The organism is Lysobacter firmicutimachus (genome assembly GCF_037027445.1).
In the GTDB taxonomy this organism is placed as follows: domain Bacteria; phylum Pseudomonadota; class Gammaproteobacteria; order Xanthomonadales; family Xanthomonadaceae; genus Lysobacter; species Lysobacter firmicutimachus.
The window spans coordinates 3433013-3455382 of the sequence record NZ_JBANDL010000002.1; the positions used below are offsets into that span (position 1 = coordinate 3433013).

The 22370-nt window shown below is 68.7% G+C and carries 20 protein-coding genes and 5 tRNA genes; 10 read left to right on the forward strand and 15 right to left on the reverse strand.

The genetic code is table 11. From position 1 onward, the window contains the following. Window positions 1-605: 605 nt before the first annotated feature. Entirely contained in the window at window positions 606-1280 is a 675-nt protein-coding gene (locus V2J18_RS14915; RefSeq protein WP_336132143.1) for a hypothetical protein, read from the forward strand. Window positions 1281-1419: 139 nt separating this feature from the next. Here the strand turns inward: V2J18_RS14915 and V2J18_RS14920 are convergent. After that, window positions 1420-1504, reverse strand: a tRNA-Leu gene (locus tag V2J18_RS14920). Between the two features lie 185 nt (window positions 1505-1689). Between V2J18_RS14920 and pip the strand changes: the two genes are divergently transcribed. Further along, complete coding sequence (gene pip / locus V2J18_RS14925) at window positions 1690-2643, forward strand: prolyl aminopeptidase (RefSeq protein WP_064749762.1); 954 nt, start codon at window positions 1690-1692, stop codon at window positions 2641-2643. Between the two features lie 447 nt (window positions 2644-3090). After that, window positions 3091-4848 (forward strand): glycine-rich domain-containing protein, encoded by a 1758-nt coding sequence (locus V2J18_RS14930; protein WP_336132144.1) that lies wholly within the window; start codon window positions 3091-3093, stop codon window positions 4846-4848. Between the two features lie 29 nt (window positions 4849-4877). Here the strand turns inward: V2J18_RS14930 and V2J18_RS14935 are convergent, their stop codons facing one another. Further along, complete coding sequence (locus tag V2J18_RS14935; RefSeq protein ID WP_336132145.1) at window positions 4878-5327, reverse strand: hypothetical protein; 450 nt, start codon at window positions 5325-5327, stop codon at window positions 4878-4880. A 220-nt stretch (window positions 5328-5547) separates the two neighbouring features. Here V2J18_RS14935 and V2J18_RS14940 point away from each other — a divergent pair, with 220 nt between their 5' ends. The 3 genes from V2J18_RS14940 (at window position 5548) to V2J18_RS14950 (ending at window position 7778) form a co-directional block, all read left to right on the forward strand. Further along, window positions 5548-5904 carry a hypothetical protein gene (locus tag V2J18_RS14940; RefSeq protein WP_336132146.1) on the forward strand — a complete coding sequence of 119 codons (357 nt, stop codon included), beginning with the start codon at window positions 5548-5550 and terminating at the stop codon, window positions 5902-5904. 293 nt (window positions 5905-6197) lie between these two features. Next, the gene (locus V2J18_RS14945) at window positions 6198-6797 is read left to right on the forward strand and encodes a cysteine hydrolase family protein (RefSeq protein ID WP_336132147.1); all 600 of its coding nucleotides are present in this window, start codon (window positions 6198-6200) and stop codon (window positions 6795-6797) included. 75 nt (window positions 6798-6872) lie between these two features. Next, window positions 6873-7778: a LysR family transcriptional regulator gene (locus V2J18_RS14950; protein ID WP_336132148.1), complete on the forward strand. Its 906-nt coding sequence runs from the start codon at window positions 6873-6875 to the stop codon at window positions 7776-7778. 53 nt (window positions 7779-7831) lie between these two features. Here the strand turns inward: V2J18_RS14950 and V2J18_RS14955 are convergent, their stop codons facing one another. Both V2J18_RS14955 and V2J18_RS14960 read right to left on the reverse strand, forming a co-directional pair. After that, on the reverse strand, window positions 7832-8170 hold the full coding sequence (locus V2J18_RS14955; RefSeq protein WP_336132149.1) for a hypothetical protein: 339 nt from the start codon (window positions 8168-8170) through the stop codon (window positions 7832-7834). Then, entirely contained in the window at window positions 8160-9107 is a 948-nt protein-coding gene (locus V2J18_RS14960; RefSeq protein WP_336132150.1) for a DUF2268 domain-containing putative Zn-dependent protease, read from the reverse strand. The genes V2J18_RS14955 and V2J18_RS14960 overlap by 11 nt, the downstream gene beginning before the upstream one ends. 429 nt (window positions 9108-9536) lie before the next feature. Here V2J18_RS14960 and V2J18_RS14965 point away from each other — a divergent pair, with 429 nt between their 5' ends. Then, on the forward strand, window positions 9537-10232 hold the full coding sequence (locus tag V2J18_RS14965; RefSeq protein ID WP_064746966.1) for a helix-turn-helix transcriptional regulator: 696 nt from the start codon (window positions 9537-9539) through the stop codon (window positions 10230-10232). Here V2J18_RS14965 and V2J18_RS14970 read toward each other — a convergent pair. Next, on the reverse strand, window positions 10217-11104 hold the full coding sequence (locus tag V2J18_RS14970; RefSeq protein ID WP_336133119.1) for a sterol desaturase family protein: 888 nt from the start codon (window positions 11102-11104) through the stop codon (window positions 10217-10219). The genes V2J18_RS14965 and V2J18_RS14970 overlap by 16 nt on opposite strands. A 495-nt stretch (window positions 11105-11599) precedes the next feature. Here V2J18_RS14970 and V2J18_RS14975 point away from each other — a divergent pair, with 495 nt between their 5' ends. Further along, window positions 11600-12403, forward strand: a complete 804-nt coding sequence (locus V2J18_RS14975) for a hypothetical protein (protein WP_336132151.1) — start codon at window positions 11600-11602, stop codon at window positions 12401-12403. A gap of 161 nt (window positions 12404-12564) precedes the next feature. Here V2J18_RS14975 and V2J18_RS14980 read toward each other — a convergent pair. The 4 genes from V2J18_RS14980 to V2J18_RS14995 all read right to left on the reverse strand — a co-directional run bounded on the left by V2J18_RS14980 (window position 12565) and on the right by V2J18_RS14995 (window position 13048). Continuing rightward, a tRNA-Lys gene (locus tag V2J18_RS14980) sits at window positions 12565-12640 on the reverse strand. A gap of 87 nt (window positions 12641-12727) precedes the next feature. Beyond that, window positions 12728-12804 (reverse strand) — tRNA-His (locus V2J18_RS14985). Between the two features lie 51 nt (window positions 12805-12855). Beyond that, window positions 12856-12932: transfer RNA gene (locus V2J18_RS14990), tRNA-Arg, on the reverse strand. Between the two features lie 39 nt (window positions 12933-12971). After that, window positions 12972-13048, reverse strand: a tRNA-Pro gene (locus V2J18_RS14995). A 264-nt stretch (window positions 13049-13312) separates the two neighbouring features. Here V2J18_RS14995 and V2J18_RS15000 point away from each other — a divergent pair. Continuing rightward, complete coding sequence (locus V2J18_RS15000) at window positions 13313-14071, forward strand: Bax inhibitor-1/YccA family protein (RefSeq protein ID WP_064746964.1); 759 nt, start codon at window positions 13313-13315, stop codon at window positions 14069-14071. A 153-nt stretch (window positions 14072-14224) separates the two neighbouring features. Here the strand turns inward: V2J18_RS15000 and rsfS are convergent, their stop codons facing one another. The 6 genes from rsfS to leuS form a co-directional block, all read right to left on the reverse strand. After that, window positions 14225-14659, reverse strand: coding sequence for a ribosome silencing factor (rsfS, locus tag V2J18_RS15005; protein WP_064746963.1), 435 nt, complete (start codon window positions 14657-14659; stop codon window positions 14225-14227). Window positions 14660-14694: 35 nt separating this feature from the next. Beyond that, window positions 14695-15369 (reverse strand): nicotinate-nucleotide adenylyltransferase, encoded by a 675-nt coding sequence (nadD, locus tag V2J18_RS15010; protein ID WP_425606030.1) that lies wholly within the window; start codon window positions 15367-15369, stop codon window positions 14695-14697. 9 nt (window positions 15370-15378) lie between these two features. Next, window positions 15379-16425, reverse strand: coding sequence for a DNA polymerase III subunit delta (gene holA, locus V2J18_RS15015; RefSeq protein WP_336132152.1), 1047 nt, complete (start codon window positions 16423-16425; stop codon window positions 15379-15381). Window positions 16426-16461: 36 nt separating this feature from the next. Next, window positions 16462-16980, reverse strand: coding sequence for an LPS-assembly lipoprotein LptE (locus tag V2J18_RS15020; protein WP_064746960.1), 519 nt, complete (start codon window positions 16978-16980; stop codon window positions 16462-16464). Between the two features lie 70 nt (window positions 16981-17050). Continuing rightward, window positions 17051-17704 (reverse strand): glutathione S-transferase family protein, encoded by a 654-nt coding sequence (locus tag V2J18_RS15025; protein ID WP_064746959.1) that lies wholly within the window; start codon window positions 17702-17704, stop codon window positions 17051-17053. Window positions 17705-18025: 321 nt separating this feature from the next. After that, window positions 18026-20797, reverse strand: a complete 2772-nt coding sequence (gene leuS / locus V2J18_RS15030) for a leucine--tRNA ligase (protein WP_336132153.1) — start codon at window positions 20795-20797, stop codon at window positions 18026-18028. Window positions 20798-20992: 195 nt separating this feature from the next. Between leuS and V2J18_RS15035 the strand changes: the two genes are divergently transcribed. Then, window positions 20993-22297 (forward strand): metal-dependent hydrolase family protein, encoded by a 1305-nt coding sequence (locus tag V2J18_RS15035; protein ID WP_336132154.1) that lies wholly within the window; start codon window positions 20993-20995, stop codon window positions 22295-22297. Window positions 22298-22370: the final 73 nt, after the last annotated feature.

Sequence of the window (22370 nt, forward strand, 5' to 3'; positions counted from 1 at the left end):
GACCGCGGCACCCGCCGCGGCACGAATGTTGATGATCCTGTCCGGCCGCCGGCCACGACGCATCGCCGGCCAGCGGAACTTGCTAGTTTGGCCGATAAAGGCCGCCGCTGCCAGCGCCGGCTGGCGGGAAATCCCCTCCGGACGGGGTTTTGCGCGCGGTTCGGCGGTTTCGGGGGCGGCAGCGGCGGCGCGAGGCGCCGGGCAGGAACGAAATCCAGCCAGTTTCCGCGCATGGGGCCAGTCCGTATCAGAATTGCCCGAGACGGATGCGCCGCCGCCAATGGCGGCGAGATAGGTACGGGCGATACAGGAACGCCGTAGGCATGTCGCCCCGCCCGCATCGAACAACGAGTTCACCGAGCCGCTCAGAGGCAAGATCGAAGGGCCGGACGGGTCCGACGGCCATCGTTGCGTTTGCGGCGGCCTGGCGTCGGCCAGCCGGCGTGGTGCGAAAGGCGGGACTCGATCCAGTGAAGAGCTATATATTTCAATCACCTAGAAGCAGAGTTCTTGGCACACATGGCACAGAGCGACGCCATCTGTGCCGCCTCTCCAATGCATCTGTGCCACAAGCGGCACACCTTGACCCGAGGAGCATCCGCCACATGGACGATCAAGACAGGAAGCTCCGGCTAGAAGAAGCCAGGATCATGTCCGATGAACTCCAGGCCAGCTTGCCAAAGATGGTGCCCGCAGCAGGTTTGAGCCTGGAATCGATGCTGCCCTTCAAAGCGACCTCACTACGCGAATTGCTTATCCATCGAGCAGCGGACCTCGCCAAGACAGCGACTCAACACTTAGAGGATGGGCAGGTGGTGCCAGGGGCAATCCTCACCAGATCGCTCGTTGAGACCGTAGCAATTTTGTTCTGCCTTCACCGAGAGTTGGAGAGATTTCTGAGTTCTCCAAATGAATCCAGGTTAGGTGAATTTCTGACATCTTCGCTGGTCGGAGCTCGATGGGAGGGGCACCCCGTACAGTCGATAAATGTCCTGACCGCCATAGACAAAGTCGACAAAGAGATCCCTAAGTTCCGCGCGTCCTATGACGCCCTTTCTGAGTACACGCACCCAAATTGGTCGGGGTTACTGGGTAGCTATGGGGCTATTGATCGCGAGAATCATGAGCTCCACCTCGGAGCCAGAGTCAGGGAGTCGAGCCTGCGATCTATTGCCTCAACCCTTTCCGGCTCATTGATGGCCTTCACGCACTACTACAACCTCTTGGCTGACGTCTTGAAGGACTTCAACGACCATTTCGAGAGTGAACTACCCAAATAAGGCTGATCGCGACCAGTCTGAAAAAGCCGAGCGCAGCGGATAGATCTTCCAGTGCGAATCGATATCCTGCAGGGGATGCACACTGGCACAGTTTTGGCACACTTTTTCCTGATTTTTCTTTTTAAATCAGAAGCTTGTGTGGTGCGAAAGGCGGGAGTCGAACCCGCACGCCTTGCGGCGCTGGAACCTAAATCCAGTGCGTCTACCAATTCCGCCACTTTCGCCTGCGCCGGTGCGCGCTGCCGGCGCATTCTAGCGGCCGCGCCGGGGAAACCGCCACGACCGCGGCGCGCACGCCCCGTCCCATCGATCGAAGGTTCGGCCGCCGCGGCAGGACCCGCCGCCGATCGCGGACACGGCAAGGCCGCGCGGCGGCGCTATGCTCGCGCGTCCCCAGCGGAGAACGCCCGTGCGCGAGCTGTACCCGGAAATCGAGCCCTATCGCAGCGAACGCCTGCAGGTCGATGCCATCCACGAACTGCATATCGAAGAATGCGGCAACCCGGACGGGCTGCCGGTGCTGTTCCTGCACGGCGGCCCCGGCGCCGGGGTCTCGCCCTACCACCGCCGCTTCTTCGATCCGGCGCGCTATCGCATCGTGCTGTTCGACCAGCGCGGCGCCGGCCGCTCGACCCCGGCCGCGGAGTTGCGCGAGAACACCACCTGGCACCTGGTCGCCGACATCGAGAAAATCCGCGCCCACCTCGGCATCGAACGCTGGGTGGTGTTCGGCGGCTCCTGGGGCTCGACCCTGGCCCTGGCCTATGCACAGACCCATCCCGCGCCGGTGCTGGGCCTGGTCCTGCGCGGCATCTTCCTCGGCCGCGATTTCGAGCTGCGCTGGTTCAACGAACTCGACGGCGGCGCGCGCTACATCTTTCCCGAGCGTTGGGCGCGCTATCTGGCCTACATTCCTCCGCAAGAGCACGACAACCTCACCGAGGCCTACTGGCGCCGGCTCGACAGCGACGACCCGCAGGTCCGGCTGGCCGCAGCGCTGGCCTGGAGCGACTGGGAAGGCGGCAGCACCACCCTGGTCCACGACCCCGACGGCGCCGACACCCGCGAGGAGCCGCAGGTCGCGATCAACGTGTCGCGCAACGAGGCGCACTACTTCCGCAATCGCGTGTTCCTGCAGCCGGACCAGCTGCTGCGCGGGGTCGAGCGCATCCGCCACATTCCGGCGACGATCGTGCACGGCCGCTACGACATCATCTGCCCGGTCGCCAGCGCGATCGACCTGGCCCAGGCCTGGCCCGAAGCCGAGCTGCGCATCGTCCTGGCCGGCCACAGCGCCGCCGATCCGGCGATCGTCGACGCCCTGGTCGCCGCCACCGACGCGCTGGCCGACCGCTTGGCTTGATCGATGCCGCTCCGGCCCTCGGGGACAGGGGCGGCGCAAGCCGCGACCCGCCAGAGCGGTGCGATGCCGCGCGTCCCCGAGACCGAACGCCTTGGCAGCCGGCGAAAGCCGAGCGGCCCGTTCGCCTCTGCGTCGGTCGCAACGCTCGCGACGCCTGCCACGGCGCCTGCACCGGGTCGCGGCTGAGGCCCCCTCCGCCGGCGCCATTCCCGAAGGAGCGAGGTAATCCGCGCTCTATCGAAGCGGCGCAGTACTCCGCCACCCGCCCCTGCTCCGCCGCGCCCCTCCCCGCCCTGCCGCACCATCGTTCAGCCCATCGCGGCTGGGCCATGACGCCGCCTACACCTGCGAACGGACACGATCCGCGCGCAAAAATGTGCTCGAAGTCTCATTTGCCGGGCAGGCAATGGCAGCGGCATTCGTCCAGGAACGTCAGAGGGGGCCCGTTTGAAATTCCAACTTATCGATTCCGCCCGCCTGCTCGGCGAGCGACGGGTCCGTGCGGCCTTCGCCCTGCTGTTCGGCGGCATCGGCGCCGCCCACGCCGCCAGCGTCCCCTGCACACCCCAGGCCGGCTACACCCATTGCCTGCGCTACACCTACTCCGGCGGCGCCCAGGCCTTCGCCGTCCCCAACGGCGTGACCCGACTGCGGGCCACGCTGTGGGGCGCCGGCGGCGGCGGCTCGATGGCGGCCAGCGGCAACTCGGCCGGCGGCGGCGCCGGCGGCTATGCCGACGGCACGGTCGCGGTGGCGTCCGGCGCCAACCTGACCGTCACCGTCGGCCAGGGCGGCATCGCCACCGGCACCGCCCGCACGTACGGCGGCGGCGGCGCGGGCGGGCCCGGCCGCAACCACGACCCGGCCAGCAATCCGCAAAGCAACGGCTCCTCCGGCGGCGGCATGAGCGCACTGTGGAACGGCGCCGAATTCGTCGCCCTGAACGCCCTGATCGTCGCCGGCGGCGGCGGGGGCTCGGTGTTTTGGACCGATCAGCCGGCCGCGCCGAACCGGCCTTTGGCCGGCGCCGGCGGCGGCGGCAGCGGCGGCGACGGCACCTCGACCTACGGTGGCAAAGGCGGCAGCCAAGTGGCGGGCGGCGCGGCCGGCCTGCCGCTGGCCTCGTGCTATGTCCCCAACGCCTCGGTGATCCCGGCCGGCGCCGCGCTGCGCGGCGGCGACGGCTGTTGGCCGGCGATCGTCGCCGGCACTCCGTTCGAATACGAGGGCGGCGGCGGCGGCGGCGGCGGCTGGTTCGGCGGCGGCGGCGGCACCGGCCAGAACGAGAACAATCCGATCAGCCCGACCACCGGCTACGACGGACCCGGCGGCGGCGGTTCCGGCTTCGTCGGCGCCGCGGTCACCGGCGGCGTGCTGACCCAGGGCGCGGCACCGAGCTACACCGCCGGTTCCACGGCCGCGCCGCCGCAGACCACGCATCCGCTGTACAGCGCCGGCATCGGCCGCGGCGGCGCCGCGGCGACGACGCAGGGCGCGAGCGCGGGCAACGGCGAAGTGATCCTCCAATGGAGCCAGCCGATCCTGCGCTTGCAGAAGGCGCTGCCGAACGGTCGCGTCGCCGCGACCGACCAGTTCGCGCTGACCATCGCCGGCAGCGGTGGCCCGGTGTCGGTCGTCACCACCGGCAGCGGCACCACCGCAACCGGTACCGCGACCTTGTCGGCGGCCAGCGCCGGCAGCGTCTACACCTTGTCCGAGACCGCCAGCGGCAGCACCGCGCTCGGCGACTACACCACCACTTACAGCTGCAGCAACGCGCTGGCCGGCGGACAAACGCCAAGCGGCAGCGGCACCCGCTTCAACGTGACGCCCGTGGCCGGCGACGACCTGACCTGCACCTTCGCCAACACCCGCAACCCGCGCGCCAACCTCACCATCACCAAGACCAACACGCCCGGCGTGAACGGCAACGTCGACCAGAGCGGCGACACCTTGAGCCGCGGCGCCAGCACCAGCTACGTCATCGTGGTCGGCAACAGCGGGCCCGATGCGGTCACCGGCGCGATCCTGCGCGACCCCGTCGCCAACCGCAGCGGCCTGAACTGCACCGCGCCGCCGACCTGCAGCGGCAGCGCCTGTCCCGCCGCGCCGTTGACTGTGGCGGCGCTGGACAGCGGCGTCGCCCTGGGCACGCTGGCCAACGGCGCTTCGGTGACGGTGACGCTGACCTGCACGGTGAACTGAGCCCACGCACGCCCCGGCCGATGCGCGCTTCAGCGGCGGTCGGGATCGCGTCCCAGCACCCGCACCACCGCACTGCCCTGGTACAGCGCGACGAAATAGCCGGTATCGGTGAGATACCAGTGAATGCCCGGATGGAAATAGCCCGGCCAACCGTTCGCGTTGCTCCACAGGATGCCGTCGTTGAAGTCGCGCACGGTCAGGATGCCGTACGCCTCGAAGCTGGCGCGGTGGCCGCCGGCGGCATGGGTGCCGCTGGCCCACAACGGGCGCAGGTCGGCGACGCGGTAGAACACCAGATTGCCGTCGTGCTGCATGCTCAGCTTGTACTGGCCGTTGTTGGAGTAGATCTCCTCTCCGGCCCAGAGCTGGGTGCCTTGCGCGATCTGCTTCGACGCCGATTGCGCGAACGCCGAGTGCATGCAGGCCCACCACAGGCCGAACAACGCAATCCGCATCCAATGCTTGACTGCGAGAGTCATGGCGCTTCCTCGTCGATGAGAGCCGTCACTGCAACGCAGTCGCGGCACCGGATCAAGCGCGACTGCCACCTCGCGGTGGCGACGATATGCCAACCGTGATCGCAACGGCGCTGCCAGCAGGAACGCGGCGCGCCCGCCCGTGCCGGACCCTCGCCGCCCGGCGCCGATGGCGGCATTGCTATAGTGCGGCTTCCTTCGCTCGCTCCCCGGCGCCCCCCGCATGGACCGCGTGTTGCTGAAGCTCGACGACCCAGCGCCGATCTGCCGGCTCCGCTACGAAACCGGCGCGGCCTTGCTGGTGGAGGCCTTGCGCGGCGACGGCATGCCGCTGGCCCGGGTCCGCTTCCGCGAGTGCCTGACGGTACGAGTGCACAACGAGCGGCCGCGGCTCACCGCAGTCGGACGCGAGGTGCCGACTGACTTCCTGCTGATGGAGTTCACCGGCGCCACCGAGCTCAAGGACGACGTCGGCGGCTGTTACACCCGCGACCAGGGCGAGCCCCGGCATTTCTATCTGAGCGCCGGCGACGAGACCATCGATCTGATCGCGTTCGCGGAGCCGGAGGTGCTGCGCTAGGCGGATCGGCACCGGCGCAGCTCCGCAACCGCACCAAGCGCCGGCGCGCACGCCCTGCGCCTGCGGCCGCGGCCGGGCCCTCCCGCAAAGGCGCATCGGTGCGAAAACCGCACGGATGCTGTTCGCGCGCAGGGCTGATGCGGGCGGGGCGCGGGCCGGATCATGGCGCCTCCCAACGGCAACAGGCACTCCGCAATGCGACTGACGTCCCTGCTCGGCATCGCCACCCTTGGCATCGCCGCTCTCGGCCCCTCGATAACCGCGCCGCCGAGGCGCACCCCACCATCCGCGCCATGGCCGGCGCGGCACCCGTCGCCGAGTTGAAGGCCAGCCAGACCGTCTTGCTGGTCATCGATTTCCAGAACGAATACTTCGCCGGCGGGCGCATGCCGATTCCCGACGGCGAGGCCGCGCTGCGCCAGACCCAGCGCCTGCTCGATTTCGCCGACCGTCATCGCATCCGCGTCGTCCACGTTCAGCACGTGCTGCCGGCCGACGCGCCGCTGTTCGCCGAAGGCGGCGAAATGGTGAAGTTCCATCCGGCGATGCGACCGCGAAAGGACGAAGCGGTGGTGAAAAAAGACGCGGTCAGCGTGTTCGCCGGCGCCTCCGCTGCGGCCGTCGAGAAGATCCTGCGCGACGCCGGCGCCGACACCCTGATCCTGGCCGGCCTGCAGACCCATGCCTGCATCGCCGGCGCCGCACGCGACGCCGCCGCGCGCGGCTACCGGGTCGTGGTCGCCTCCGACGCCACCGCCACCCGCGACCTGGACCTGCGCGACGGCGCCCGGATCGGCAACGCGCAACTGCACGCCTCGGCCCTGGCCGAAATCGAGGACGCCTTCGGCGATGTGATGCACACCGCGCGGATTCTCTCGCTGCCGGTGCGCTGATACCCTGCCCGCGATACGCGGCATCCGTCCCCGGCGGATGCCGCGTATCGCCCACCACGACGACGGAGCCGAGCGATGGATCAGTTGTCGGCCATGCGCGCCTACCGCTGCATCGTCGAAGCCGGCAGCGTCACCCGCGCGGCCGAACGCCTCGGCACCACCCACAGCTCGGTCTCGCGTCAACTGCGCCAGTTGGAAGAGCATCTGGGCGTGCGCCTGCTCAACCGCAACAGCCGCAGCCTGACCCCGACCGAGGCCGGCCAACGCTACTACCGCGACAGCGTGGATATCCTCGAACGCGTCGATGCGGCGGGTCGACGGCTCGGCGATGCCGCCGCGCAGCCCTCGGGCCGCTTGCGGCTGAGTCTGCCGCACGCCGTCGGCGCGCTGGAACTGGCGCATTGGCTGCCGGGCTTCATGCAGCGCTATCCGCGGATCGAGCTCGACCTGTCCTGCGACGACCGCATCGTCGATCTGGTCAAGGGCGGCTTCGATATGGCGATCCGCATCAGCGGTCCGTTGGCCGACAGCAGCCTGGTGGCGCGCGAGTTGGCCGTGTTCGAGCGCGTGCTGGTGGCCGCGCCGCCCTACGTCGCCCGGCACGGACTGCCGCGCGTCGTCGAAGATCTGGCCGGCCATCGCCTGCTGGCCTACGCCGGCGACGGCCGCGGCCTGACCCTGAGTCCGCAGCGCGGCGAAGACGAAGAAGTCGCCTTCGATGCCCGCCTGCGCCTGGACTCGATCCTGTCGCTGCACGCCGCCGCGCTGGCCGGCCTGGGCATCGCCGCCTTCACCTGGCCGACCGTGCGTGAGGAGCTGGCCGCAGGACGCCTGCTGCGAGTCCTGCCGCAGCACCGTGCCGGGCGGCGCCATTACTTCGCGATCTATCCGAACGCACGCCAGCTGCCGCCGAAGGTGCGCGCCTTGGTCGAGTATCTGCGCGCGCATTACGCTTCGGCAGGAGCCCCGCCGCGCGCTTGAACCGGCGACGCACACGGCCGCCCGGCAGGCGCGAACCGGCTTGCGGCGCGGCGTCAATTGGGATGGAACATCATCCCCGCCGTGCGCTCCAGGAACCGCATGCAATCGCCAGCCGCCGCCTCGCCGTCGCAAACGATTCCGTACAGCACGACCCGATGGCGGCCGCCGCCCGCGTCGCGCTCCACGCTCCACACCTGGCTTTGCCCCTCGCCGAAGTACTCCGGCTTTTGCCGCAGCCACGCCTCCGGCCATGGGAAGGCGCGCTGCGCCTCGGGCAGGAACGCAACCTCGACCGTGCCCGAGGCGAACCCGAGCGCCTGGGTCGGCGACAGGAAGATCGTCACCGAAACATCGACTTGCAATCCGGCATCCGCCGCGCGCTCAGTGCCCAAGGGCCGACTCCGGCAAGGTCATGCCCGGGGTCCAGCCGCTGCGCTGCAGGAAGGCCTTGGGGTCGTCCATTTCGATGATGTCCTTGAGCGCCGCCTTGCGGTCCTTGGAGTTGAGGTAGTACGCCTTGACGATGCGGTAACCGACCCAGTAGCCCAGGTCGTAGGGTTCATCCGACCCTGGGCGATAGTCGTAGAACCAACCCGAGATATCGGTGCCGTCCATGACTTTGACGAAGGCGCCCTCGATTTCGGCTTCCTTGCCGCGCGTCCAGGCGGCGTGCTTGCCGTTGCCGACCCCACCGGAGGTCAGTTCGGCAAGCAGCTCCGCCGTGCCTTCGGCCAGGGCGAAGCGCAGAACGGTCGCCTTCGGGTCGCCCGGCTCGAATTCGGTCTGCAGGCTCTGCTGGATGTGGCCGTATTCGTGGGCGATGACGCGGACGAAACGCTCTTCCAAGTCCGGATGCATGAAGTCGGCTGCGCACAGCGCCTCCAGACCCAAGGTCACGCCGGCCGGGTGGGTGATGCCGACCGGCTTGCCGCGCCCGACCACGATCGCCACCGGCGGGAACGTCGCCCGCGGATACAGCTCGGCCAGTTCGGCGAACACCGGCACCAAGCGTCGCTTCACCGCGGGCAACACCGCCAGGCAGTCCTTGGCCCTGGCATAGATCGCCGGTTCCGCGCTCATGCGCTCGGCGATGCGCTGCGCGGTGACCCGGCGCGCGGCCGCGAACTCGCGCAGGCTCTGCGTGCCTTGCGCCAAGTACTCCCGGTCGAGCTGTTCGACCGTCGGCCGGCCGCCGGTGGCCTCGTACAAGGCGTAGAACCGGGCCACGTCTTCGGTGCGGATTTCCGGTCCGCGGTGCGCGTGCGCCGATGCGGCGGCGGCCGCGACGCAGGCGGCGAACAGAAAGGTCAGGCGCGGCAGTCTGGGCATGGTCTCGAACCTGGGAGGGACGCCTGCGCGGCAGGCGTCAGGGGGCTCCGCCCGGCCACGAAGAGCCGGGGTGCGAACGATGGCCCGGCTCACTCCAGGCCGGGGTCGTGCGGCACCCCGGCGGAACGGCGCAGGCGCGCAACGCGCCGGCCGGCGGCGCAGGAGCCGATGCGCACTTCCGGCGCCGGCGGCTCCGCGGTCTCGTTGCTGAGCGGGTCGACCCGCGCATCAGCGCATATCCGCGGCCCGACCGGAAGTTTTTTTTTGTGATCGCCCCGCAACGTGCCGGTCGCGGCAGGCGCCGCCGAAGCGCGGGCGCACAGAGCGCCACGGCCGATGCAACGGCCTATTCTCCACCTCGCCGCAGTCGGCCAGAATCCTCGCTCGAAACCGCCCATTCGCGATCACACCGACCGCTGTCCGAACCGCATGTCCGCACCACCCCGCCAGGACGCCTGGACCGGCCGCTTGCTGCTCGGCGAGCACGTGGCCGTGCTGCAGGGCCGCGCCGGCACCAGCCGCCGCCATGCCCATTACGCGCACCAGTTGCTGCTCAGCGAGGGCGCGCCCTGGCTGCTGGACATCGACGGCGAGCGGCGCCAAGGGCAGCGCCTGTGGCTGCCGTCGTTCCAAGCGCATGCCGTGCTGGCAGCGCCGGACGAAGGCTGCACCGTGTTCCTGGAACCCGGCCACGCCGACGTCGCTGCGGTGCTGCGGCAATTGCCGCGGTTGCCGGCGCGCCTGCCGGCGCTGCAGCCGCTGCTGCCGGGGCTGTGCCGCGCGCAACCGCTGGACCGGCGCTTGCGTGCGGCCGTCGCCGAGATCGGCGCGCGCCTGCCCGAGCGCGTGGCCGCGTCCGAGATCGCCCAGGCCGCGCACCTGTCGCCGAGCCAGTTGCACCGGCGCTTCCAGTCCGACCTGGCGATCACCTTGCGCGGCTGGGTGCTGTGGCGGCGCCTGCACCGCGCGCTGGTCCAATTCCTGGCCGGCGACAGTCTGACCGCCAGCGCGCATGCCGCCGGCTTCGCCGACCTCGCCCACCTCTCGCGCAGCCTGCGGCGCATGTTCGGCATCGGTGCCGGCCAGTTGCAGGCCCTGCAATTGCAGGTTTACGAGCGCGACTGAGCGCGCTGCAGTCCGGCCGGCGGCACCGGGACGTCGACGTGGGCCAGATCGCGAAACGGCGCCAGCAACTGGCCGACATAGTCACGCGGATAGTCCGGCTGAGTACCGATCCCCAGGTCGCGGCCGCTCAAGCGGTAGCCGGGCGCCTCGAAGGCGGTGCCGAGCAGGCGATCCCACACGGTGAAGAACAGGCCGAAGTTGACGTCGCCGGCGGTGCCGTAGCGCATATGATGGAAGCGGTGCAGCGGCGCCCAAGCCATCAGCCGGCCCAGCGCCCCGGGGCGCATGTCGACGTTGGAGTGCTGCAACAGCAGCTGGACGGCGATGGCGAAAGCCAACACCGCGGCGACCGGGTGCGGCATGCCCAGCAGCAACAGCGGCAATACTCCGGCCAGCGCCTCGACCGCCTGATGCAGCGGGTGTTTCATCAACCCGTTGAAACCGTACATGCGGGTCACGCTGTGATGCACCGCGTGCAAGCGCCACAACCAACCGACGCGGTGGCTGGCGTAGTGCATCAGGGTGATGCCGAAATCGGCCCCCACCACCGCCAGCGACAACTGCAGCGCGAACGGCCACTGCGTCGGCCAGAGCTGCCACGGCACCCAGGCCGCGAGCAACGGCACCGCGGCGATCGACGCCAGGTTCAAGCCTTCGTTGACCAGCGCATGCGCCGCATCGCGGCCGCGGTCGCCGTGATCGCGGTTGAACGCGGGGTCGTAAGGCCAGCATCGCTCGGCCAGGAACGACAGCCCGATCGCCGCCGCCAACCAGGGCAACAGCCACAGCGCATTGCCGTGGCGATACCCCACCCACCAGGTCGCCGCGGCGACGAAACCGAACAGGAACACAGGGGCATACAGACGCAGCATCCAGGTTTTCACCGTCACTCCCGAACAGAACCAGAGCGACAGCCTCGCCTGCGCGTCGGGCGGACGGCTTGAACAAACCGCGCATGCGGCCTCGGCGTCGGGCCGGATCCAACCTCTCGGCCATCGGATCGATCGCTGCCGCGACCGTGCCGGCCGTGCGGCGCGCATCGTCCCGCTTCGCCGTCGCGAGGTTTCCGTCGGCCGGGGCCGTCCCTAGAACGCAAAGAAAAAGCCCCAGCGTTTCCGCTGGGGCTTTCCGGGATTGGTGGGCCGTCAAGGATTCGAACCTTGGACCTATTGATTAAGAGTCTTGGCAAGTTAGCTTCCAGATCAATAGGTTAGCTTGCTTCTTTTTCCCGAGACCGCGATGCTAAGGCCTTGATTCGCCAAGGAGCGGCGACGCATTTCCCCAGGGCTCAGCTACACAACATCGATCCCCCGCCCCCTTTGAGATGCTCTACTTCGGAGAGATGTCGCGAGGACGCCTCAATTCCTATGCTGCAGTTCGATGCAAAACCTAAGTACCCGCCTGTTGGCCGATGCATCTACTGCGATGCAGTGGATGAAGACCTCACGGACGAGCACATTGTTCCGTTTGGCCTCGCCGGGAATTCCCTGATCCTGCAAAAAGCCAGCTGTAGGCAATGCGCCAAGATCACTAGCCAGTTCGAACTCGACTGCCTGCGCACGACATGGGGGCTGTTCCGCAACCAGTTCGGAATGCCCACCGGCAAGCCCAAAAATCGCAGAGGTGAGGCGGCCCTTGAGATTGGAGCCAGGGGGGCTGGGGGGACCTTTGAACCAACGGGTCGCAAGCTCACCGCCCCCGTCCGGAGCCTCCCTTTCGTATACACAACGCCACTACTTGATCCGCCTGGCATCCTTCTCGGCCGCCCACCGTGCGAAGAATGGTCAGGGCAGTTCTGGATCTACCGGGACGGTATTGAGGCCCTGAGTCAGGTCCGTGACCTCCATGAAGGCCTCAGGGTCGCGTCGATCAATCCGCTTTCCTTTGGGCGAATGCTGGCAAAGATCGCCCACTCCTATGCAGTTGCCGAACTAGGACCGGCTGCGTTCTCGCCATTGGTGCGCGAGTTGATTCTTGGATCGACTTCAACGATGACTCATTGGGTAGGCGCCGGCACAACCGACCTTGTTCCGTCATCCGCAACTAGCCTGCACGAGATTCGCAGTGGCTGGGGCTCCATTGGCGATCAGAGCTTCGCCATAGTAGAGATCCGACTATTTGCGCCGCTCGGCACGCCGACGTACATGGTCGTTGCAGGAAGCCGAACATAGGCGTTGACGATTTTCGTCAACTGCTCATCCACGCCGAAACACTGGAGTGACAAGGCGTTCGGATAGAACTTTGGACTGTCAATTTCCTGGCATTTTCCCGGAAATCCGGACCGATTTAGCAAAAAAAAGGCACTTAGGTTTCCCTAAGTGCCTGTTTTATTTGGTGGGCCGTCAAGGATTCGAACCTTGGACCTATTGATTAAGAGTCAACTGCTCTACCAACTGAGCTAACGGCCCGGTGAAGCTAGGTGCGAAATGATACACCAGTATTTCGCACCGCACAACACTCAAAACTTACTGCTTTACCGCGTACTGCCTTGCAACTGGGGTGGCTGAGGGGACTCGAACCCCCGACAACTGGAATCACAATCCAGTACTCTAACCAACTGAGCTACAGCCACCATAAAACGTTCGGAACGCGACGCCTTGCGGCGAAACATTCCACTGCGATTTGGCGCGCCCGGCAGGAATCGAACCTGCAACCACCGGCTTAGAAGGCCGGTGCTCTATCCGGTTGAGCTACGGGCGCCAGTCGAACAATCTTAACTGACGGCCGGCCTGGGATGGATGGTCGGGGCAGAGGGATTCGAACCCACGACATCCAGCTCCCAAAGCTGGCGCTCTACCAGGCTGAGCTATACCCCGGAACCGGGACTTCCTAGGCACGCCAATGCCGCGAAAGGCCGCATAGTGTGGTCGGCGCTGCGGTCCGTGTCAATGATTCCGGCGCGGTCTTTCGTCATCGTCGCACCCTGCGCCGGCTTGCCGCCGCATTGGCGCAATCCGGCGGCGCGGCGCTCCCCGCCGTTCGGCCGGTCCCGTCTCATCCGGCCCCGTGTATGCTTCGGCCGGTCGGCCGGTGTTCCGCGCCGCACCACCCCAAGCGATACGTTTCCCAAGGAGCAACACATGCGCAGCGGCAATCCCGCATTGAAGGAATCCACCTTCCTCGACCTCGGCAGCGGCGCCGTCGTGCGCGGCAGCGACCAGGCGATGACCCTGAACGGCACGGTCAACAAGACCGGCATCCTGCTGCTGCTGACGGTGCTGACCGCCTCCTTCGCCTGGAGCCAGATCCAGATCACCCCGCAGGGCGCGGTCGGCGCCGCGCCCTACCTGCTCGGCGGCGCGATCGGCGGCCTGATCCTGGCCCTGATCACCAGCTTCAAGCACGCCTGGGCGCCGGTCACCGCGCCGCTGTATGCGCTGGTCGAGGGCTTCTTCCTCGGCGCGATCTCCTCGATGTTCGAAGCCCGCTTCCCGGGCATCGTGATCCAGGCGGTGATGCTGACCTTCGGCACCCTGTTCGCGCTGCTGTTCGCCTATCGCTCGGGCCTGATCAAGGCCACCGAGAACTTCAAGCTGGGCGTGGCCGCGGCCACCGGCGGCATCTTCCTGATCTATCTGGTCAGCATGGTGCTGCGCCTGTTCAACATCAACATTCCCTACATCCACGAGTCCGGCATCGTCGGCATCGGCTTCAGCCTGTTCGTGGTGGTGGTCGCGGCGCTGAACCTGGTGCTGGACTTCGACTTCATCGAGACCGGCGTCGAGCGCGGCGCGCCCAAGCACATGGAGTGGTACGCGGCGTTCGGCCTGATGGTCACCCTGGTGTGGCTGTACGTCGAATTCCTGCGCCTGCTGTCGAAGCTGCAGTCGCGCAACTGATCCGGACCGGAATCGATCACTCGGCAGGGGCGCTTCGGCGCCCCTTGCTGTTTGCGCCGCCGGCGCGCGACGGTCGCCCGGATACGCAAATGCAAACGGCGCCCGCAGGCGCCGTTTTCGCGACCGGGGCGCGACGCGCCCGGACCGGGCCGCTCAGAAGCGGTCGTCCTCGCGCAGCTCGAATTCGCCTTCGATGCCTTCCGCCGGCGGCGGCTGGTCGCCGACCGTCCACAGGCGCTCGAGCGCGTAGAACTCGCGCACCCGCGGCAGCATGACGTGGACGACGACGTCGCCGAGGTCGACCAGCACCCACTCCGCCTCGCGCTCGCCTTCCACGCCCAGCGGCATGACGTCGAGGTTCTTGGCGAACTTCACCACTTCGTCGGCGATCGACTTGACGTGGCGGGTCGAGGTACCGGAGGCGATCACCATGTAGTCGGTGACGCTGCTCTTGCCGCGCACATCGATTTCCACGACATCCTTGGCCTTGAGTTCTTCCACCGCGGCGTGGACCGTCTTGAGCAGCAGCTCGGTCGGCGGCGGCGGGTTCGGCAGCTGGGTCTTGATGACTTGGGCTTGGCTGGTCAAGGGACGATCGGCTCTGTCTTCGGAATGTGCCGGGATTATACCGAAGCCCCGGTGAGCGCTACGCCGTACAGGCCGTGGCGTTCGATATAGGCCGCCACCGCCGGCGGCACCAGTTCGCGCCAGGGCTCGCCGGCGGCGATCCGGGCACGAACCTGACTGGCCGATTCAGCCTGCAGCGGCTGGCGCAGGCGGTACACCCGCCCCGCCGGGGCCTGGCGCAGGCAGTCCACCGAGGCCGTCTCGCGTCCGGCTGCGAACGGGATGCGTTCGGCCTCCAGCGGGCTGCCGGGGCGCTCGGCGACGACGAAATGCGCCAGATCGAACAGCGACCGCCATTCGCGCCACTGCGGCAGGTCGAGGAAGCTGTCGGCGCCGACCAGCAGGGCCAGCGGCTGCGCCGGTCCGAACTCGGCGCGCAATTGGCGCAGGGTTTCGATCGTGTAGGACGGTCCGTCGCGCAGCAGTTCGCGACGGTCGACCACCAGGCCCGGTTCGCCGGCCACGGCCAGATCGAGCATGCGCGCCCGGTGTTCGGCGCTGGCGCCGGGCGGCGCGCGATGCGGCGGATCGGCGGCCGGCATCAGCCGCACCTGCGCCGCCAGCGCGTCGCGCGCGGCGCAGGCGATGGCCAGGTGGCCGTCGTGGATCGGGTCGAAGGTGCCGCCGTAGAACACCGACAGATCGGGCACGCCGACGCTCGTCGCGCTCATGGGCGGACCTCAGCCCGGCGACAGCGCGAGCAGGCGCAGCGCGCGCGGCTCGGCGACCGCCAGCAGCAGGCGCTCCAGCGCGACCCAGGCGTCGCCGGCCTCGCGCCCCTTGGCCATGCGGTCGACCCGCCCGGCCTGGGCCAGCAGGGCCTCCCAGCGGCGCGCGTCGTGGCGCTGCAGCGCGCGCCGGTACATCGGCTGTTTGGAATCCCAGATCCGCTGCGCCTTGAACTCGGCGGCGATGTTGCCGCCGCGCGCATTGACCCGGGCCAGGGCCGCGGTGCGCTGCAGTTCCATCACCACCATGCCGAGCAGGGCCGGCACCGCCTCGCCCTCGGCGCGCAGGCCGGCGAGCATGCGCGAGACCTGCGCGCCCTGCCCGTTCATGGCCGCGTCGAGCACCCGGAACACGTCGAAACGCGCCGCATCGGCAACCAGCGCCTGCATGCGTTCCAGGTCCAGCGGCTGGCCGTCGGACAGCAGCGCCAGTTTGTCGACCTCCTGCGCGGCGGCGAGCAGATTGCCTTCGACCCGGTCGGCCAGGCTCTGCACCGCGTCGCGCTCGGCGCGCAGGCCGCGCGCGCGCAGGCGGCGCTCGATCCATTCCGGCAGTTCGTGCGGCTTGATCGCCCAGGCCACGGCGACGTGGCCGATGCGGGCGATGGCCTCGCTCCACTTGCCGCCGTGCTGTTTGCTCCACTCGCCGGCGGTGACCAGCAGGCTCACGTCCTGCGGCGGGTCGGCGCAGAAATCGGCGATGACCTCGGCGCCTTCCTTGCCCGGCTTGCCGCTGGGCAGGCGCAGTTCGAGCAGGCGCCGGCTGGCGAACAGGCTGGGCGCGCGGAATGCGCCGGCCAGCGCGTTCCAGTCCGGCTCGCGTTGGTTGCCTTCGGCTTCGAACACTTCGCGCTCGCCGATGCCTTGCTTGCGCGCCGCAGCGCGCACCGCGTCGGCGGCTTCGAGCACGCGCAAGGGCTCGGGCCCGGCGATCAGATAGGCCGGGCGCAGCGGTTCGGCGTCGAGTTGGCCGAGCAGACGCTCGGGAGTCAGTTCCATGGTCGGCGGGGCCTCATCGGCGCGGGCCGGCGCCGGTCAGCGCCGCTCGCTGACCGCGCCGACGCGGCGCAACACCGCCGCGCTCATTTCGCGCCGCAGTTCGCGCATCAGGATTTCGCGCTCGCCTTCGGTGCCGATGGCGTTGACCGGGTTGGCGACGTAGTCGCGCGCCAGTTCCACGCTTTGCCGCGGCAGCAGCGCCGAGCCGTCGGCCTTGCGCAGTTCGAACACCACCGCGTAGCGCAGGGTGTACTCCTGCACGCGGCCGAGTTCGTCGAGCGCGGCCGGGGTGTCGCCCCAGCGCTCGGACATCAGGTCGAGCACCGCGACTTCGCTGCTGTCCGGGGTCGCCGGCACCGCGCCTGCGCGGGTCAGGGCCTGAGCCAGGTTTTCGGCCAGGGGGCTGTAGCGGTCGGCGGAGACCACCCGCACCGGGCCCAGATCGGGCGGCAGGGTCAGGGCCTGGCGCAACTGGAAGCCGCAGGCCGACAGGGCCAGCACCGCGGCCGCGAGCGAAGTGCGCGCGGCGGCGCGCAGGAAGGAGGAGCGAGTCATGGAGCGAAGTCTGGACGAGGCGGCAGCGGGCATCAATAGCGAAGCCTGAACCGCGCCGCCTCGGCGCGACTCAGTACCGGATCTCGTGCCCGGCGAACAGCGCCTGCGGGGTCTGCGCGCCGGGCAGCGCCAGCAGCCGTTGCTGCCAGCCCTGCACCGCCGGCCAGCGCTCGGCCCAGACCCGCGCCGGGAAGCCGGCGGCCTCGGCCCAGGGTTCGACTGCGTAGAACAGATAGCCGCTGCAGGCCACGTCGGCGATGGTCGGTGCGTCTCCGGCCAGCCACGGCGTGGCGCTCAGCTGCGCCTGCAGACGGTCGAGGTCGGCGATCGAGCGGCGATCGTACCAGGCCAGGACCGCCGGATCGTAGTGGCCGAACTGGCGGCCGTAGCGCGAATGGGCGACGTTGAGGCTGACCCGGTTGGCTTCCCAGCTCAGCCATTCGCGCACGTGCAGGCGCTGGTCGGTATCGGCGCCGTCGAGACCGCCTTCGCGTACCGCCAGGTAGTCGAGGATCACGTTCGACTGGCACAGCACGCGGCCGTCGATGCGCAGCACCGGGATCTCGCCGTGCGCGGCGAGTTCGCGGAACTCCTGCGAACGCTGGTCGCGCGGGCGGCGGATGTCGACGTGGCGCTGCTCGAATGCGATCCCGAGCAGTCGCAGGGCCAGGGCGGCCTTGTAGCTGAAGCCGGAATCGGGGTGGCAATAGAGGATCGGGGTCATGGCGGGCGGCGGACGGCTGAGCGGTCGGGGCGGCTGGGAAAAGCAACGGCCAATCCCCTCCCCCGTTGCTCAAAGGGAGGGACAGCAACCGCCAAGTGGCTCGACGACGACATCGGCAGCGGCCACAGTGGCGAGGGTCGAGTGAAGCAGCAACCGGATCGCCGGAAGCGCCGACAGCGGCGATCGTCCCGATCGCAACGCCCACCTATCGGCGGCCCCTTTTTGAAATAGGGAGCCAGGGGATTTGCTTTACGCCGTTGCTTTACGCCGTTGCTTTACGCCGCCGCCTGCGCCCCTCGCACGGGCGCAGGCGAGCGCCGGTCAGCTGGCGACGATGTTGACGATCTTGCCCGGCACCACGATCACCTTGCGCACGGTCAGGCCTTCCATGTACTTGACCGCGTTCGGCTCGGCCAGGGCCAGCTTCTCGATCTCGTCCTTGGGCGCGTTGACCGCGACCTCGATGGTGCCGCGCAGCTTGCCGTTGACCTGCACCGCCAGGGTCACCGCGTCGCGCGCCAGCGCGGACTCGTCGACCTGCGGGAACGGCAGGTCTTCGAGCAGGGTCTCGGCATGGCCCAGCGCCTGCCACAGCGCGTGGCTGGTGTGCGGGGTGATCGGATTGAGCAGCAGCACCATCGCTTCCAGCGCTTCCTGGCGCAGGGCGCGGCCGTTGTCGCTGGCGTCGTCGAACTTGTACAGATGGTTCAGCAGTTCCATCACCGCGGCGATCGCGGTGTTGAAGCTGTGGCGGCGGCCGTAGTCGCCGCCGACCTTCTGCACGGTTTCGTGGATCTGCCGGCGCAGGGTCTTCTGCGGCGCGTTCAGCGCGGCCGCATCCAGCGCCGGCGCGGCGCCGCCGTCGGCGTGCTTGTGCACCGCCGTCCACAACCGGCGCAGGAACCGCGCCATGCCTTCCACCCCGGCCTCGTTCCACTCCAGCGACTGGTCCGGCGGCGCGGCGAACATCGAGAACAGGCGCACCGTGTCGGCACCGTACTTGCCGACCATCAACTGCGGGTCGACGCCGTTGTTCTTCGACTTCGACATCTTCTCGGTGCCGCCGATCTGCACCGGCAGGCCGTCGGCTTTGAGCAGCGCGCCGGTGATGCGGCCGCGCTCGTCGCGCACGGTTTCCACGTCGGCCGGGTTGATCCAGTCCTTGGTGCCGTCGCCGTTGTCGCGGTAGAAGGTCTCGGCGATCACCATGCCCTGGGTCAGCAGGTTGATCGCCGGCTCGTCGCTGGCGACCAGTCCCTGGTCGCGCATCAGCTTGTGATAGAAGCGGAAGTACAGCAGGTGCAGGATCGCGTGCTCGATGCCGCCGATGTACTGGTCGACCGGAGTCCAGTACTTGGCGCGCGCATCGACCTGTTGGGCCGCGCCCGGCGAGGTGTAGCGGGCGTAGTACCAGCTCGACTCCATGAAGGTGTCGAAGGTGTCGGTCTCGCGCTCGGCCGCGCCGCCGCAGTTCGGGCAGGTGGTCTTGCGCCAGTTCGGGTCGGCCTTGATCGGCGAGGCGACGCCGCTGAACTCGACATCCTCCGGCAGCACCACCGGCAACTGATCCTCCGGCACCGGCACGTCGCCGCAGCCCGGGCACAGGATCACCGGGATCGGGCAGCCCCAATAGCGCTGGCGGCTGACGCCCCAGTCGCGCAGGCGGTAATTGACCCGGCGCGCGCCGCGGCCGTCGGCCTCGAAGCGCTCGGCCAGCGCGTCCAGCGCCTGCTGGAAGTCCAGGCCGTCGTACTCGCCCGAATTGACCAGCCAGCCGCGCTCGGTGAACGCGGCCTGCTCGGCGATGCCCTGCTGGAACTGTTCGACCACCTGCACCGCGGCGCTGGTCTCGTACACGTCGACCGCGGGCGCGCCGCCCAGGGCGCTTTGCATCGGGTCCTTGTGCGCGATCAGGTCCTGGCCGATCTCGGCCAGGGCGTCGCGCACCGCATCGGGCACGATCACGGTCTTGATCGGCAGCTGATAGCGCTTGGCGAACTCCCAGTCGCGCTGGTCGTGGCCGGGCACGGCCATGACCGCGCCGGTGCCGTAGTTCATCAGCACGAAGTTGGCCACGTACACCGGCACCGGCTCGCCGGTGACCGGGTGGATCGCGCGCAGGCCGGTGTCGCGGCCGCGCTTTTCCTGGGTTTCCAGCTCGGCCTCGGACACCCCGCCCTGGCGCAGTTCGGCGATGAACTCGGCCAGGTCGGCGTCGCTGCGCGCGGCGCGCGCGGCCAGCGGGTGCTCGGCGGCGATCGAGACGAAGGTCACGCCCATCAGGGTGTCCGGACGGGTGGTGAACACGGTCAACGGCTCGACCGCGGCGCCATGTTCGTCGACCACCTCGAAGCGGATCTCCAGGCCTTCGCTGCGGCCGATCCAGTTGCGCTGCATGGTCTTGACCGCGTCCGGCCAGCCCGGCAGCGCGTCCAGGCCGTCGAGCAGTTCCTGCGCGTAGTCGGTGATCTTGAGGAACCACTGCGGGATTTCGCGCTTCTCGACCAACGCGCCGGTGCGCCAGCCGCGGCCGTCGATGACCTGCTCGTTGGCCAGCACGGTCTGGTCGACCGGGTCCCAATTGACCACCGAGTTCTTGCGGTAGGCCAGGCCCTGCTTCATCAGCCGCACGAACATGCGCTGCTCGTGGACGTAGTAGTCCGGGGTGCAGGTGGCGAACTCGCGCGACCAGTCGATGGCGTAGCCCAGCTGCTTCAGCTGCGCCTTCATGTGGGCGATGTTGGCGTAGGTCCACTTGGCCGGCGCGGTCTTGTTCTTGATCGCGGCGTTCTCGGCCGGCAGGCCGAACGCGTCCCAGCCCATCGGCTGCAGCACGTTGTGGCCGGTCATGCGCTTGTAGCGGCTGATCACGTCGCCGATGGTGTAGTTGCGCACGTGGCCCATGTGCAGCGCGCCCGACGGGTACGGCAGCATCGACAGGCAGTAGTACTTGGGCTTGTCCGACGATTCGTCGACCTCGAACGCGCGGGAGTCGTCCCAATAGCGCTGGGCGGCGGATTCGACCGCGCCCGGGTCGAAGGCCTTGGTTTCGTTCTTGGGGTCGTGCGAGGCGGGGGAGACGTCGGTAGACACGGGCAGGCGGAAAGCGAAAGGACAGGACCGGCAAGCCTACCGCAGCGCACAAACCGCCGCCATGCGCGGCGCGGCGCGAGCCGGGCTTTTTTGCCGGGCGGAGCCCGGCCGACCATGACTCTTGGCATCCGCCGCAGCCCCCGGCGCGTGTTTAGATCGGGCCTTTCTCCGCCCATCGCGCACCGGAAACCGCCCATGACCCGCCTCGCCGCCGCCGTCGTCGCCGTGCTGTCCGCCGCCGTCCCCGCCCTCGCCGGGGCCGCCCCCGCCGCCGAACCGCTGGCGCTGCAATGCGGACGCCTGTTCGACGCGCGCAACGGCAAGGTCCTGGAGGCACGCACCGTGGTGGTGCGCGAGGGCAAGATCGCCGAGGTCCTGCCCGGCCGCGCCGAAGCCCCGGGCGCCCGCGCCATCGACCTGTCCGGCCACACCTGCAGCCCCGGCTGGACCGACCTGCACGTGCACCTGGGCTCGCAGTCCAGCCCGCAGAGCTATTCCGAGGGCTTCCGCCTGGACGAGGTCGACTTCGCCTTCCGCGCGGTCGGCTACGCCAAGAAGACCCTGCTGGCCGGCTTCACCAGCGTGCGCGACCTCGGCGGCGAGGTCAGCCCGCACCTGCGCGACGCGATCAACCAGGGCCTGGTCGACGGCCCGCGGATCTGGGCCGCCGGCAAGTCCATCGCCACCACCGGCGGCCACGCCGACCCGACCAACGGCTACAACGACGCGCTCTCCCACCTGATCGGCCCGCCCGGCCCGACCGAGGGCGTGATCAACTCGATCGACGACGCCCGCCAGGCCGTGCGCCAGCGTTACAAGGAAGGCAGCGACGTGATCAAGATCACCGCCACCGGCGGCGTGCTCAGCTACGCCAAGTCCGGCGACGCGCCGCAGTTCACCGTCGAGGAAGTCAAGGCCATCGTCGACACCGCGCGCGATTACGGCTATCGCGTCGCCGCCCACGCCCACGGCACCGAGGGCATGAAGCGCGCGATCCTCGGCGGGGTGACCTCGATCGAACACGGCACCTACATGACCGACGAGGTCATGAGCCTGATGAAGCAGAAAGGCACCTGGTACGTGCCCACCGTCTACGCCGGCCGCTTCGTCGCCGACAAGGCCAAGCTCGACGGCTACTTCCCCGAGGTGGTGCGGCCCAAGGCGGCGCGGATCGGCGCGCTGATCCAGGACACCGCCGCCAAGGCCTACAAGAACGGGGTCAAGATCGCCTTCGGCACCGACATGGGCGTCGGCCCGCACGGCGACAACGCACGCGAATTCCTCTACATGGTGGAAGCCGGCATCCCCGCCGCCGTGGCCCTGCAGGCCGCCACCATCCGCGCCGCCGAGGTGCTGGGCGTGGACGACCAGGGCGTGATCGAAGCCGGCAAGCGCGCCGACATCGTCGCCGTGCCCGGCAACCCGGTCGAGGACATCAACGCGGTGATGAAGGTGGACTTCGTGATGAAGGACGGGCAGGTTTACAAGCAAGCGCTGTAACTTCCAAGGGACGGAGGGGACCAAGCGAGCTCAACCCCCTCCGTTCCCTGTGCGCGGCGCCTTCGCGCCGCTG